The following is a 14,326-nucleotide window of genomic DNA, read 5'->3' on the forward strand; positions in this document are numbered from 1 at the left end:
TTGCACAAAATTAATTAAAAATAAGCTATGGCAATCATTATAACAGACGAATGTATAAACTGTGGTGCTTGTGAACCTGAGTGTCCCAATACAGCGATATATGAAGGAGCAGATGACTGGAGATATAAAGATGGAACTAAACTTAAAGGAAAAGTAATTTTACCTGACGGTACTGAAGTCGATGCAGATGCAGCTCAAACACCAATATCCGATGATATCTATTATATCGTTCCAGGAAAGTGTACCGAATGTAAAGGCTTTCATGAAGAGCCACAATGTGCGGCAGTTTGTCCAGTAGATTGTTGTGTTCCTGATGACAATCATGTTGAAAGTGAAGAAACACTCTTTAACCGACAATCCTTCTTACATAATGAATAAAAAAAGCCCGAGTAATTTACTCGGGCTTTTTTTATGATATCGAACTATATTATGGTTTCACGACACTATATTTTTCCTGAATAACGGAATCTGTCTTTTCATCATAAGTTTCTAAAATAAGATTTCCATCGACATCAAAATAGCCTACAGAGAAATTATCCTTGTTTTTAAAAATATAATTGTTATTCGAAGTTTTTCTCAAAAGAGATAAGGTATTAGTTTTGGGATTTGTCATGACATAGCCAGTCTTATCAGATTGTATTTGGTATTTTTCACCACCTAAACTGTAATAGGAAGAATGATTTACTTCTTCTGATTTAATAACTCCATCGACAATGACTTTTGTTTTAGTAGTTACATCTACAGGACTATCTTTGATTGGGATATTTAAGGTGTTGGGTTTTTCTTCTTCCAAAGCAATTTTTTGAACTTCATTGGTTTCTTCTGATTTTACAATTTTCTTTTTTCCACGAGAGTCTTTTACAGTCGTAGTTACTGTTTTTATTTCCGATTTCACATTGGTGTTTTGAGCCTGTCCAGCAATTGAAAACAGGAAAATAAACGCACTTAAGAATATAACTTTCATAACAACTATTTTTATGGATTAGTATACTACAAATCTATTTCGAAAGACGCCTGTGTATGTTACATTTTTCTGTTTAATAGTTATAGAATACCCATAAAAAAATCCTGAAGTTGATTCAGGATTTTTATTAAAATGAGTGTATTAATCTTAAAATCTGAAACTAAGTCTGGTATAATAATAAGCTCCACTAAAGCCCATTTGAACAGCATCCCAATATCCTCCAGCTTCAGTATTTCCCGATTCATCTTGTTTAGTAGGATAAACGTTAAATAAGTTGTTGCTTCCCACACTCAATTTTACAGATTTAATTAATTGAAATCCTAGTGTTAAATCGGTTACAATTTTTGGATCATACACATTATCTAAACCAGCATAATCAACAAGAACTACTTTACTGAAACGTGTAAACGCGGTTCCAACATCAAACCATTTTCTGGCATAATTTAGGTTTAAACCAAATTTACTATTAGGAGCAGAAGCTTTTAAGAAGGCTATTTCACGTGCTCCAAAAAACGTTTCTTGATCAAGATTTCCGTTTTTAACTTTAGTTACTTCCATATTGTTGATGTTTCCAACCAATGTAGCACCAAATTTTGAAGCTCCAATAGCATCTTTCCAGGCCAAAACAACATCAATTCCTTTGGTAACTGTATTCACACCATTCACAAAAAATTGTGCTTGATCAACATTTAAGTTTAAAGCAGAAGCATCGAAATATCCAGTAAGTACAATACGATCTTTAACGTTAATCAAATAGCCATCAACGGTAGTTGTAAATTTTCCAAACTTTCCTGTCAAACCAACGGAACCATTTATAGATTTTTCTTCTTTTAATTTATCAATACCAAAGCCTTGTGTCACAGCACTACCATTAGCGGCTAACAAAACTTCTGAAGCACCGCTGCCGTTAAAGTTGGTGAAGCTTGTGTTAAAATAGATTTGCGCCAATGATGGTGCTCTAAATCCAGTACCAAAAGAACCTCTTAAACTCACATTATCAGTCAGTTTTAGTTTGTAGGCTAATTTAAAATTTAATGTGTTTCCAAAGTCACTATAATTTTCATAGCGAAGGGCTGTTCCTAACAAAAAGGAATCTGACACATCTAATTCTGCATCAGCATATAAAGCCGTGCTTGTTCGTTGTTTATTTACTTCATTAGCTGGGCTAAAACCGGGGAATCCTTGAGAACCTCCTGGTCTAGGTTCTCCTGATATAGGATCAATTGGAGCAAAATGTGTTTGAGGATAAACACTTGGGTCTATTGGGTTTCCATTTGTATCATAAGTAGCATAAGAACCTACTTCTCCGGCAGTAATTTGATATTGTTCAACTCTATATTCTGCCCCAAAAGCAAAGTTAAGACCATTTAAAACCGATTTAAAGTTTTTTGAAAAATCAAGATTGGTAGTATTTTGACTAAGGCTAAATCCACCAGCATCAAAAGAAGTTGGTGACAAACTCTCTAAACTCGCATTGATGGTTCCTTTTATTCTATAATCAAATGCATTTTTTCCATAAGCATTACTCAAATCAATTTTCCATCCCATAGCTTCTGTTTTAAATCCAAAAGCAATTGAATTATCAACAATTTTAGAAGTAATTCTTGGTGTATATCCACCAGGATATATAGATTCTACAACTCTTGGACCGTCATTTCTGGTAAAAGCATAGGCATCCGTATTTCTGTCATTTCTTCCACCAAAAGCATAGAAGTCCAATTTTTCAGCAAGAGGTACTTGCATGTTAAACATTACATTATAGCTTTTAATTTCGGCTTCACCAAATCCTTTTCTGAAATCAAAACCTGGACGTAGTGTCTTATCTTTAGATAGATATTCTCCTGTTATATTTACAAATCCACCTTTTTTTCCAAGTTTGACACCATAATTGGCACCAGCTTTTAAAGAAAAACCATCGTACTTATGATCTTTACCATATGAGTTTCCGTTTCCGCCTTGATCTAATTGATAACCTGGCGTATTGGGAGTTCCTGGAAGAAAATCGCCTTGAGGATCATTTCTATAAATTCCAGTTGTTATTGAACCATTAAATTCCTCTACGTTATCATTTAATACAATGTTAATTACACCTGCTATGGCATCAGAGCCATATTGAGCCGCAGCTCCATCTCGAAGTATTTCAATTCTTTTGATAGCGCTTGCTGGAATAGCATTCAAATCTGTTCCAGTATTTCCGCGACCTCGAGTACCGAATAAATTGATTAACGAAGATTGGTGTCTTCTTTTTCCATTAATTAACACCAAAGTTTGATCGGGTCCCATTCCTCTTAATGAAGCTGGGTCAACGTGATCTGCACCATCAGAACCTGATTGCTTGTTAGCATTAAAAGAGGGGGCTAAATATTGAAGTAATTCGTTGATTTCAATTTTACCACTTTGGGTGGTAACGTCTTTTACATTGATAATATCGATTGGCACTGCTGAGTTTAAAACAGTTCGTTTAGAGTTTCTAGAACCTACAATTTGTACTTCTTGAAGCGCTTGAACTTTCGTGCTGTCCGACTTTGTTTCGCTGGGTTTTTGTTGGGCAAAAACTGCCGAAAAGGGAGTGATTAATAATAGTAAAGTAATTTTTTTCATAAATATTGAGGTTAGATGTTTGATTTGCAATTTACTATTTTTTCACTACTGTTTTAAGAAAAAACATGAAATGCTTTTAACAAATTAACTAACAATATCAGAATTTTGTTTTATCTATAACTTTTTTGTTAAATTTGTTTTGACCCAAGTTTGCTTATGAAAAGAATTACATTGTTATTATTTTTGATTTGCAATGTTGTTGCCTTATCGCAAAACGTTGAAAAATCAATCATCCTAAAAGACGTTGACACCAATCTTCCCATAGAAGACGCGACGGTTTTTATTGCAAAAACTAAGCAGACTTTATTGAGTAATGCAGAAGGAGAAGTTACTTTTGTTATCAATGGAATTACAACGATTCAAATAACGCATTCTTCTTATAATCCTATCAAATTGCGATCAAGTATTTTAAAAGACAAACAAAATGTTTTTTATTTAAAAAACAATGTAAACGATTTGGATGAAATTATTATCACCAAAATTCCACCACAAAAAATTCTAACAGAATTAGTCCTTAATTCTACTAAAAAATTAACTATACCAGCTCGATTGAAAGTGTATTCTAGAGAGTTTATGAAACTCAACGGAGACTATGCATATTATAATGATGGGTTACTTAATTTTCAATTGGATGGAAATTATAAAAATTTCAAAAACACTATTTTAGTAGAGCAAAATAGATCCTATGGTTTGGTCTACGATGAATTTGGGGATGATGCTTTAGGTTATAACTTGAATAACATCATGGAGAATTACTATAACTTCAAATATCTTAATCCACTTTTAGAGGCCAGTAGCAAGAAGCAATATGATTTTTTGATAAAAGGATACTCTTCCAATTCGGAATATAATTTAATGATAGTAACTCCTCAAAAAGAGGTAAAAGGATTGCTAGATGATTTTTCCATCCTTTATGATAGAAAGAAAAAATTAATAATTGAAGTCAGTACTGTAGTTTCTCCCACAACTTTGGCCAATATGAAAGATAAAACAACAGTTGGTTCCAAAAATATTTATAAATCTCTTTTTAAAGCTATGTATCGCATAAATGGTTTTGATTATTATTTGATAAGTTCAAAAGAAGAAATTGGCTTCGAAAAAATAGAGAAAAAGAAAACCACCAATATCGAAGTTAAAAATTGTTTTGTGACAACTAATTTTAGCGATAAAAATTTTGTTTATAAAGAAAGCGATGTCTTTAAAGATAAAACGCTTTACAACAAGAAAAATTCTATCCTTACCAATTATTGGGAAGTTTCTGGATTAACTGCTACAGATGAAGAGGAAGAAATAATTAAGAAAATTGAATTTAGAGAATAAATTCAACTATTCATTTATCTTATTCTTTTATAAATTTCATCATTGATTCTTTTCCGTCTATTGTTGCTTTTGCAATGTAAACCCCTTTTTGAAGTCTACTAGTATCTATAGTTGAGTTATTGATATTAGTGTTTTTTGTCAATACTTCTTGTCCTAAAATAGTATAAATGGTTATTTTTTCTATTGAGCCAATTGCTTCTAAAGTCAGTTGATTAGAAGTTGGATTTGGATACATAGTAAAGTTTGAAATGAAATAGTTTGGTGCTGATAAACCATCCGAAAAAGCTATATCATCGAAATAATAGGTTGAATTAGCACTTCCATCGCCTTGATTACCAAAATCAAAGAAAAAAACAATTTTGTTATCATTATTATTTACTGGAGGAAACAAAGTAGGAGAAGTATAATCAAACGTTAATTCTTCCCAAGCATTAGCGACCGTTGTTGCTACCTCTGTTTCAAATGCTCCATTGTCAAAATCAACAGGACTTCCTTCAAACTTTAGCATTAATTTTTTTCCAGCAATTGGTGACCAAACTTTTACTTTTACTATTTTATTGGTAGAAAAATCAATTGGTCCAGCCATTTGAATGACACTACCTGAATAAGTTTCACCTTGGTTTTTTATCATTCTAACAACTGTTGCACTTGGATTAACAGCATCTGGAAACGGATTTGGTAGAATTGTTGTTGCGCCACCTGCAAAATCAGTAAACGGATAAGCAACTGTAGTTGATTCAAAAGTTAAAGGTAAAACTGGTAAATCTAAAATAGGTCCAGTAGCAAGTGATTGTGTTACATCGTCAAACAAATAGGTTGAATTTGGACCTCCATCACCTTGTGTACCCAAGTCAAATATAAATACAATTTGATTATTTACATTGTTTACTGCATCTAATGAAAAATCAAACGTTAATTCTTCCCAAACATTAGCTGTAGTTATTGGTGCTGATAATTTTTCAAATGAAAATCCAGCGCCTTCAAACTTTAATAAAAGTCTTTTTCCGGCTACAGGGCAAAACACTTTTACTTTAAAAAGCCTTTCTGTTGAAAAATTAATTGGAGCCGCCATGGTGATTTTACTACCAGCCCAAACTGCTCCCTGACCTTTAACCATTTGCATGACAGTGGCACTAGTATTAATGCCTGAAATTTGTGGATTTGCAATTCTTGTGGCAACACCTCCGTCGAAATCGGTAAAAGGGTAAGGTATTGTAGTAGACTCAAAATCTAATGGTAAATTTTGTGAAAACCCTTTCGAAAAGAGCATTAAAAACAACAATAAAGTAATTTTTTTCATAAATCGTAATTTAATTTTAAAATCCAAATATACTCATGTGCAAATAATCATCCAATCAAATTAAAGTATATATAAACTATACAAATTGTGAATTAGATTAATTCTTTAGTAAAGCCAACTAAAGCAGTAGCTTTGATAATAGCAACCTTATAAAATATACTTAAAAAAAGTACTTTTTTAGAAGTCAAGTAGCTTAAATGTTGTGGTTTTGTATCTTGATTTTATTACGCTATATTTGCGCTCTTTAATAATAAAATCAATATCAAAGAGATATGAAAGCAGGAATTGTAGGATTACCCAATGTTGGCAAATCAACCTTATTTAATTGTTTGTCAAACGCCAAAGCACAAAGCGCTAATTTTCCATTTTGTACTATAGAACCTAATATTGGAGTCGTAAATGTTCCTGATCCAAGAATTACTCGTTTAGAAGAATTAGTAAAGCCAGAGCGAGTTCAAATGGCAACGGTTGATATTGTTGACATTGCAGGATTAGTAAAAGGTGCCAGTAAAGGGGAAGGTTTAGGAAATCAGTTCTTGGCTAATATAAGAGAATGTAATGCTATTATTCATGTATTGCGTTGTTTTGATAATGATAATATTGTTCACGTAGATGGCAATGTAAATCCAATTCGAGACAAAGAAACCATTGATATAGAATTGCAGTTAAAAGATTTAGAAACTGTTGAAAAACGTTTAGAAAAAGTAAATCGTGCTGCCAAAACTGGGAATAAAGAAGCACAAGTAGAAAAAGCACTTTTAGATAGAATTCGCGAAAACTTATTGCAAGCCAAATCTGCTAGAACAGTAGAACCACAAAATCAAGACGAAGTAGAGTTACTTGAAGATTTTCAATTAATCACAAACAAACCTGTTTTATATGTTTGTAATGTAGATGAAAGTGCAGCAGTAAACGGGAATAAATATGTTGACCAAGTTCGCGAATTGGTTAAAGATGAAGATGCAGAAGTAATCATTCTTTCAGTAGGAGCAGAGGCTGATATCACTGAATTAGAAAGCTACGAAGAACGCCAAGTTTTCCTAGAAGATATGGGATTGACTGAACCAGGTTCGGCAGTATTAATTCGTGCTGCCTATAAATTGTTGAAATTACAAACCTATTTTACCGCTGGAGTTAAAGAAGTGCGCGCTTGGACCATTAATGTTGGAGATACAGCACCAAAAGCAGCAGGAGTAATTCATACTGATTTTGAAAAAGGATTCATTCGTGCTGAAGTTATTGCATACGAAGACTTTTCAAATTTTGGTTCAGAAGCCAAAGTAAAAGAAGCTGGAAAACTTCGCGTTGAGGGAAAAGAATATATTGTAAAAGATGGTGATGTGATGCATTTCCGTTTTAATGTATAAGTTAAGGGAATAGAAGTAAAAAGAATAGACCGTTAAAGAAATTTAGCGGTTTTTTTATGTTTTTTAATTTATGTTTTCTCTTGCTTCTTGTATTCTTTACTTTCTTGTTTTTTTGTCAATATCATTCTTAATAACTTTGATAATTATCATTGTAAAAATCATCCTAATTCCACTATATTAGCTGAAAATCGATAATTTTCAATGCAAGACCAAAATCAATATACTGAAGACAATATTCGTTCGTTAGACTGGAAAGAACACATCCGTATGCGTCCCGGAATGTACATCGGGAAACTAGGTGATGGTTCTTCTCCTGACGATGGAATTTATATTCTGCTTAAAGAAACCATTGATAACTGTATCGATGAGTTTGTCATGGGCGCTGGAAAAGTAATTGAAGTAACAATCAAAGATAAAATGGTTACTGTTCGTGATTACGGACGTGGAATCCCATTAGGAAAGGTTGTAGATGTAGTTTCCAAAATGAATACCGGTGGGAAATACGATTCCAAAGCGTTTAAGAAATCGGTTGGTTTGAATGGAGTAGGGACTAAGGCAGTAAATGCTTTATCCAATTATTTCAGAGTAGAATCGGTTCGAGATAATCAACAAAAAGCAGCGGAATTCTCGGCAGGAAATCTGACGATAGAAGAAGACGTTATCGAATCTACCAAACGTAGAGGAACCAAAGTTTCTTTCGTGGCTGATGAAACCATTTTTAAAAACTACAAATACCGAAACGAGTACATCATCAAGATGCTCAAAAACTACTGTTACTTAAATCGCGGTTTAACGATTTATTATAACGGTGAAAAATACATTTCTGAATTTGGTCTAAAAGATTTACTGGAAGAAACCATAACTGAGGAAGACATGCAATATCCTGTGATTCATTTGGAAGGAGATGATATTGAAATCGCTTTAACCCACAGTAAATCGCAATATTCAGAAGAATACCATTCCTTTGTCAACGGACAAAACACTACTCAAGGTGGAACGCATTTAGGAGCTTTCCGTGAAGCGATTGTAAAAACCATCAAGGAATTTTATAACAAACCTTTCGAAGCTTCAGATATTCGTAAATCGATTGTATCTGCTGTTGCAGTTAAAGTAGAAGAACCTGTTTTTGAATCACAAACCAAAACCAAATTAGGCTCCACTGATATTGGTCCGAATGGTCCTTCAGTAAGAACCTTTGTTAATGATTTTATCAAAACCAAACTCGATAACTTTTTACATAAAAATCCAGAAGTAGCTGATTTATTATTACGCAAAATTCTGCAAGCAGAACGCGAACGTAAAGAGCTATCTGGAATACGTAAACTGGCTAAAGACAGAGCTAAAAAATCAAGTTTACACAATAAAAAACTCCGTGACTGCCGAGTACATTTGACCGATGCCAAAAACCCTCGAAGTTTAGAAAGTACCCTTTTCATTACTGAAGGAGATTCGGCTTCTGGTTCTATTACTAAATCACGGGATGTGAATACACAAGCGGTATTTAGTTTGCGTGGTAAACCTTTGAATTCGTATGGCATGACCAAAAAGATTGTCTACGAAAACGAGGAATTCAACTTATTGCAAGCTGCTTTAGATATTGAAGAAGACATGGGCGATTTGCGGTACAACAATATCGTAATTGCTACCGATGCCGATGTGGATGGAATGCACATTAGATTACTGTTGATTACCTTCTTTTTACAATTCTTCCCTGAGTTGATTAAAGATGGTCATTTGTATATTCTGCAAACGCCTTTGTTCCGTGTAAGAAATAAAAAGGAAACGATTTACTGTTATAGCGAACAAGAACGTATTGATGCCATAGAAAAACTAAAACCCAAACCAGAAATCACCCGATTCAAAGGATTGGGAGAGATTTCCCCAGATGAGTTTAAAAACTTCATTGGTGAAAGTATACGATTAGATCCAGTAATGTTAGATAAAGCTACCTCCATAGAAACCTTATTGGAATTCTATATGGGTAAAAATACGCCTGACAGACAGACTTTCATTATCAATAATTTGAAAGTGGAATTGGATGTGGTGGAGAAGTAGTAGCACAAAGTTTAACAAAGTTTAACACAAAGTCACACAAAATAAATTTTAAAAACTTGGTGGAACTTACAGCAAAACTTTGATTGACATTGTGAAACAAAAGGAATAATTATGACTGAAGAAAATGAAATTAGCCGAATCATTTTGGATTGTGCTTTTAAAGTTCATACAACATTAGGTTCAGGATTATTGGAAAAAGTGTATAGGGAATGTTTGGCTTATGAATTAAAAAAGTGCGGATTAGATGTTAAGCAAGAAAAACCTTTTCCAGTCATTTATGAAGATATAAAAATGGATTGTGGATATCGAGTTGATTTAATAGTAAATAATAAAGTAATTGTTGAACTAAAAGTAGTTGAAGATTTTACAATAGAACATACAGCCCAGTGTTTAACTTACATGCGACTTTCTGAATGCAGATTAGGTTTGCTTCTCAACTTTTATAAAAAATCATTAAAGGACGGAATAAAAAGATTAATACTATAACATTGTGAAACTTAGCGCAAAACTTTGAGTAACATAGTGCTACAAAAATATGAAAGACGAAGAAGAAGACGATAACATCCCAAACGACGACGAAAGCAACGAAGCGTTGAACGAGTCACCGAATGAGGATTCCCTAGAAGAAGGTTTTGAAGACATTAGATCTTCAGGCAATCATTTCTACGAAAACGACGAAAACCCAGAAGACACCATTACCAAGGTTACAGGAATGTACAAAGATTGGTTTTTGGACTACGCTTCTTATGTAATCCTCGAGCGTGCCGTTCCTGCTATTGAAGATGGTTTCAAACCGGTGCAACGTCGTATCATGCATTCCATGAAAGAGTTGGATGATGGGCGTTACAACAAAGTGGCGAACATCGTTGGACATACCATGCAGTATCATCCTCACGGAGATGCGAGTATTGGAGATGCCATGGTGCAAATTGGTCAAAAAGATTTAATCATCGACATGCAAGGGAACTGGGGAAATATCCTCACTGGAGATAGTGCTGCAGCTTCTCGTTATATAGAAGCTCGTATTTCTAAGTTTGGTCATGATGTGTTGTATTCTCCAAAAATTACCCAATGGGGGATGTCTTATGATGGGAGAAGAGCGGAACCCATTAATCTTCCGGTTAAGTTTCCGTTGTTATTAGCGCAAGGAGCTGAAGGAATTGCTGTAGGATTATCCACGAAAGTGTTGCCACACAATTTCAATGAATTGATAGATTGTTCGATCAAAGTTTTAAAAAACAAGCCCTTTACTTTATTTCCTGATTTTCCAACCGCTGGTATTGCCGATGTTTCGGGTTACAATGATGGGATGCGAGGTGGACGTGTTCGTGTGCGTGCTAAGATTGGGCAATTGGACAAACAAACCTTGGTGATTACCCAAATTCCTTTCTCCACCAATACTTCCACTTTGATTGATAGTATCCTGAAGGCTAATGAAAAAGGAAAAATAAAAGTCAAAAAAATAGAAGACAATACTGCAGCAGAAGTTGAGATTTTAATTCATCTTCCACCAGGGGTTTCTCCAGACAAAACTATTGATGCTTTATATGCCTTTACTGCTTGTGAAACTTCAGTCGCTCCTTTAGGATGCGTTATTGAAGATCATAAACCAAGATTTATTGGTGTTTCGGATATGTTGAGAATTTCAACATTAAGAACGGTTGATTTATTGAAACGCGAGTTAGAAATTCAATTAGACGAACTCGAAAACAAATGGCATTTCTCTACCCTAGAAAAGATTTTCATTCGGGAAGAAATGTATATTTATTTCAAATTGTATTCCGATAGAGAATCGCTTTATGTATATATGTACGATAGGTTTAAGCCTTTTTCGAAATCATTTGTTAGAGAAATCAATGATGATGATTTGCAAAAGTTGACGCAGATTCCAATGATTCGTATTACTCGTTTCGACTCAGATAAAGCGGATGATGCGATTGCTAAGTTGGAAGCCGAAATGGAACAAGTGAAACACGATTTAGACCATATTATCGATTTCGCCATTAACTTCTTCCAAACGCTTAAAGACAAATACGGTAAAGGTCGTGAGCGTCAAACAGAGCTTAGAAGTTTTGATACTATTGAAGCCACGAAAGTGGTGTTGCGTAATACTAAATTGTACGTAAACAAAGAAGAAGGGTTCTTTGGAACCGGTTTAAAGAAAGATGAATATGTAGCCGATTGTTCGGATATTGATGATGTGATTGTGTTCTTGCGAGATGGTAAGATGATGATTGCTAAAGTAGATGACAAGAAATTTGTAGGCAAAGATATTATTCACATAGCTGTTTTTGATAAGAATGATAAGCGTACCATTTACAATATGATGTACCGTGATGGTAAAAATGGTTCTACTTTTATCAAACGTTTTAATGTTTCCGGAGTGACTCGTGATAAATTCTATGATTTAACGCAAGAGAAAGCTGGGTCACAAGTATTGTATTTCTCTGCCAATCCAAATGGAGAAGCGGAAGTAATTACAGTATTGCTTCGCCAAGTGGGAAGTATTAAGAAATTGAAATGGGATTTAGATTTCTCTGATATTGCTATCAAAGGAAGAGCTTCTCGTGGAAATACAGTAACTAAATATCCTATCAAGAAAATAGAATTAAAAGAAAAAGGAATCTCTACTTTGCGTCCGCGTAAAGTTTGGTTTGATGATACCGTACAACGATTGAATGTAGATGGAAGAGGGGAGTTGCTTGGTGAATTTAGACCCAATGACCGCTTACTGCTTATCAATCAATCAGGGAAACTAAAAACGATTATTCCGGAACTGACTACGCATTTTGAGGAAGATATCGTTGTGATGGAAAAATGGAATCCGAACAAACCTATTTCTGCCATTTATTATGATGGAGATAAGGAACGTTATTTTATCAAGCGCTTCTTGGTGGAAAACGAAAACAAAGAAGAAATCTTTATTACCGAACATGAGAAGTCGCAATTAGAAATCGTTTCTACCGATTGGCGCCCAATGGCAGAAATAGTTTATGCTAAAGTAAAAGGTGTTCAGAAAGACAATCAAACGGTTAATTTAGAGGAATTCATTGCAGTAAAAGGTATTAAAGCTTTAGGAAACCAACTAACCTCAGATAAATTAAAACAGGTGAATCTTTTGGATCCTCTTCCTTATGAAGAACTAGAACCAGAGCAACCTGAAGAAATGGAAGTGCCTGAGGAAAATCCTATTGCTGATGATATTCAAACTGAGACTGATGACGATGGACAGATAACCTTATCCTTGGAATAAAAAGTAAATCCCGCTTATGGCGGGATTTATTAGTTACAAAAGGGGTCTTACTTCTCTATCCTTTATGCCCAGTCCTATCTTTACAATGGGAAACTCTATCACCCCACGGGGATGCTCAATCACCCCATGGGATATTCTTTTACCCCACGGGGATGCATCATTTAGCTACGGGGGTGCTTCATTTAGCCACGGGGATGCTCTATTTAGCTTCGGGGGTGCTTCATTTAGCTAAGGGGATACTCTATTTAGCTAGGGGGTGCTTCATTTAGCTGAGGGGATGCTCTATTTAGCCAAGGGGATACTCTATTTAGCTACGGGGATGCTTCATTTAGCTTTGGTTCTTTGTTATTTCAAGTAATTATTTAATCAACAATCCCGCTAATTTCTTTAAAACTAAATTCTGTTTTTATACTATCTTGTTTGATATCAAACTTTAGGTTTTTTAATTCGGCACCACCATAACCCTTGCCTTTATTTTCAAGTATTCCTTCGATTCCTTTGTGGGAGTCATTTACTTTTAAAACAACTTCAGCACAGAGACCATCTCCTTGAATATATACCCATAGGTAAGGTGCCTTATTTTTTTCTTGATACTTGTCCATCCAATAACTTAGTTGGGAGGTATCGACTTTGGCTAATTGTTTACCTAACTCATTTTTATACTCTTTTGTGTCTGGAGTGTATTTATCAAATATTGGATTGGTGTTTTTACAAACGGGTCTATCACAGGAAAGAAGAAATGCTAATAAGTAGAGAACTGAAAGGGTTTTGATAGTATTTTTTTTCATTACAATTACTATAAACGGTTGTTAGCGATAGTATCATTTATCAATTAGTAGTGCTTCTGGTTTTTTGAGTTGGTACTTTTTCATTTCTTTTCGGCTTAATTTTTCAGATATTTTGTAATTATCTCGAAATAAATATTGTACCATTATTGGGTAATTAACTTTCTCATTTAAACAAACCAAATTACCATTTACAAAGTTGTACACGTTAAATAGCCAATAGTTATGATTCAAATGATCTTGTAATGTCATTGTAATTATTTCAAAGTTTCCATCACCATTTAAATCTCTTTCTATACGATTTCCATCCATCATATCATCAAATGATATTTTGGTAAATTCTTTATTTTCTTTTTGAAAAAAGTAAATTACCCTTACATTCATAGAAGCGAGTCCACAACCCATATAAAAACAAACAATTTTAAAATCTTTTTTTCCATCACCATTGAAGTCAGCAATATAAAAACCATCAGTGCCGTGAACTGGAATTTCTTCAAAATACTTTTTACTATTGAGTTTTGTTTTGACTTTAATATATGTTTTTTTTGAATTTTCTAAATCTCCATTTATGGTGACTTCTAAAGCTGTTTTGTCATTGAAAAAGGATGTTACATTTTTAGAATACTCTAATACATTTTCCTTTTCCTTAATTTCGAATTCCAAAGTTTTGTATTTAGGGCT

At 34.0% G+C, this 14,326-nt stretch carries 11 protein-coding genes; 6 read left to right on the forward strand and 5 right to left on the reverse strand.

Annotated features, from left to right (window positions below; genetic code table 11):
- Positions 1-27: 27 nt before the first annotated feature.
- Positions 28-378, forward strand: a complete 351-nt coding sequence (locus OLM53_RS01815; protein WP_264521353.1) for a 4Fe-4S dicluster domain-containing protein — start codon at positions 28-30, stop codon at positions 376-378.
- Positions 379-427: 49 nt separating this feature from the next.
- Here OLM53_RS01815 and OLM53_RS01820 read toward each other — a convergent pair whose 3' ends face one another.
- Both OLM53_RS01820 and OLM53_RS01825 read right to left on the reverse strand, forming a co-directional pair.
- Positions 428-964 (reverse strand): hypothetical protein, encoded by a 537-nt coding sequence (locus OLM53_RS01820; protein ID WP_264521354.1) that lies wholly within the window; start codon positions 962-964, stop codon positions 428-430.
- Positions 965-1,111: 147 nt separating this feature from the next.
- The gene (locus tag OLM53_RS01825) at positions 1,112-3,565 is read right to left on the reverse strand and encodes a TonB-dependent receptor plug domain-containing protein (RefSeq protein WP_264521355.1); all 2,454 of its coding nucleotides are present in this window, start codon (positions 3,563-3,565) and stop codon (positions 1,112-1,114) included.
- A gap of 156 nt (positions 3,566-3,721) precedes the next feature.
- On the opposite strand from OLM53_RS01825, the gene OLM53_RS01830 reads away from it, so the two are divergent.
- Positions 3,722-4,885, forward strand: a complete 1,164-nt coding sequence (locus OLM53_RS01830; protein WP_264521356.1) for a hypothetical protein — start codon at positions 3,722-3,724, stop codon at positions 4,883-4,885.
- A 19-nt stretch (positions 4,886-4,904) separates the two neighbouring features.
- Here the strand turns inward: OLM53_RS01830 and OLM53_RS01835 are convergent, their stop codons facing one another.
- Positions 4,905-6,185, reverse strand: a complete 1,281-nt coding sequence (locus tag OLM53_RS01835) for a T9SS type A sorting domain-containing protein (protein ID WP_264521357.1) — start codon at positions 6,183-6,185, stop codon at positions 4,905-4,907.
- Positions 6,186-6,457: 272 nt separating this feature from the next.
- Here OLM53_RS01835 and ychF point away from each other — a divergent pair, with 272 nt between their 5' ends.
- The 4 genes from ychF to OLM53_RS01855 all read left to right on the forward strand — a co-directional run bounded on the left by ychF (position 6,458) and on the right by OLM53_RS01855 (position 12,860).
- Positions 6,458-7,552, forward strand: a complete 1,095-nt coding sequence (ychF, locus tag OLM53_RS01840) for a redox-regulated ATPase YchF (RefSeq protein ID WP_264521358.1) — start codon at positions 6,458-6,460, stop codon at positions 7,550-7,552.
- Positions 7,553-7,753: 201 nt separating this feature from the next.
- Complete coding sequence (locus OLM53_RS01845) at positions 7,754-9,607, forward strand: DNA topoisomerase IV subunit B (protein ID WP_264521359.1); 1,854 nt, start codon at positions 7,754-7,756, stop codon at positions 9,605-9,607.
- 111 nt (positions 9,608-9,718) lie between these two features.
- Positions 9,719-10,093 (forward strand): GxxExxY protein, encoded by a 375-nt coding sequence (locus OLM53_RS01850; RefSeq protein WP_264521360.1) that lies wholly within the window; start codon positions 9,719-9,721, stop codon positions 10,091-10,093.
- A gap of 49 nt (positions 10,094-10,142) precedes the next feature.
- Positions 10,143-12,860 (forward strand): DNA gyrase/topoisomerase IV subunit A, encoded by a 2,718-nt coding sequence (locus tag OLM53_RS01855; protein ID WP_264521361.1) that lies wholly within the window; start codon positions 10,143-10,145, stop codon positions 12,858-12,860.
- Positions 12,861-13,222: 362 nt separating this feature from the next.
- On the opposite strand, the gene OLM53_RS01860 is transcribed toward OLM53_RS01855, so the two are convergent.
- Positions 13,223-13,648 (reverse strand): hypothetical protein, encoded by a 426-nt coding sequence (locus OLM53_RS01860; RefSeq protein ID WP_264521362.1) that lies wholly within the window; start codon positions 13,646-13,648, stop codon positions 13,223-13,225.
- A gap of 33 nt (positions 13,649-13,681) precedes the next feature.
- Positions 13,682-14,308: an FG-GAP repeat domain-containing protein gene (locus OLM53_RS01865; protein WP_264521363.1), complete on the reverse strand. Its 627-nt coding sequence runs from the start codon at positions 14,306-14,308 to the stop codon at positions 13,682-13,684.
- Between the last annotated feature and the right edge of the window lie 18 nt (positions 14,309-14,326).

The sequence above is a fragment of the Flavobacterium sp. N1994 genome, from assembly GCF_025947145.1.
Taxonomy (GTDB): domain Bacteria; phylum Bacteroidota; class Bacteroidia; order Flavobacteriales; family Flavobacteriaceae; genus Flavobacterium.

Coding starts and splice junctions, on each gene's coding strand:
- OLM53_RS01830 (WP_264521356.1), top strand. CDS start 3,722: ATGAAAAGAATTACATTGTTATTATTTTTGATTTGCAATGTTGTTGCC.
- OLM53_RS01825 (WP_264521355.1), bottom strand. CDS start 3,565: ATGAAAAAAATTACTTTACTATTATTAATCACTCCCTTTTCGGCAGTT.
- OLM53_RS01855 (WP_264521361.1), top strand. CDS start 10,143: ATGAAAGACGAAGAAGAAGACGATAACATCCCAAACGACGACGAAAGC.
- OLM53_RS01850 (WP_264521360.1), top strand. CDS start 9,719: ATGACTGAAGAAAATGAAATTAGCCGAATCATTTTGGATTGTGCTTTT.
- OLM53_RS01815 (WP_264521353.1), top strand. CDS start 28: ATGGCAATCATTATAACAGACGAATGTATAAACTGTGGTGCTTGTGAA.
- OLM53_RS01845 (WP_264521359.1), top strand. CDS start 7,754: ATGCAAGACCAAAATCAATATACTGAAGACAATATTCGTTCGTTAGAC.
- OLM53_RS01860 (WP_264521362.1), bottom strand. CDS start 13,648: ATGAAAAAAAATACTATCAAAACCCTTTCAGTTCTCTACTTATTAGCA.
- OLM53_RS01820 (WP_264521354.1), bottom strand. CDS start 964: ATGAAAGTTATATTCTTAAGTGCGTTTATTTTCCTGTTTTCAATTGCT.
- OLM53_RS01835 (WP_264521357.1), bottom strand. CDS start 6,185: ATGAAAAAAATTACTTTATTGTTGTTTTTAATGCTCTTTTCGAAAGGG.
- ychF (WP_264521358.1), top strand. CDS start 6,458: ATGAAAGCAGGAATTGTAGGATTACCCAATGTTGGCAAATCAACCTTA.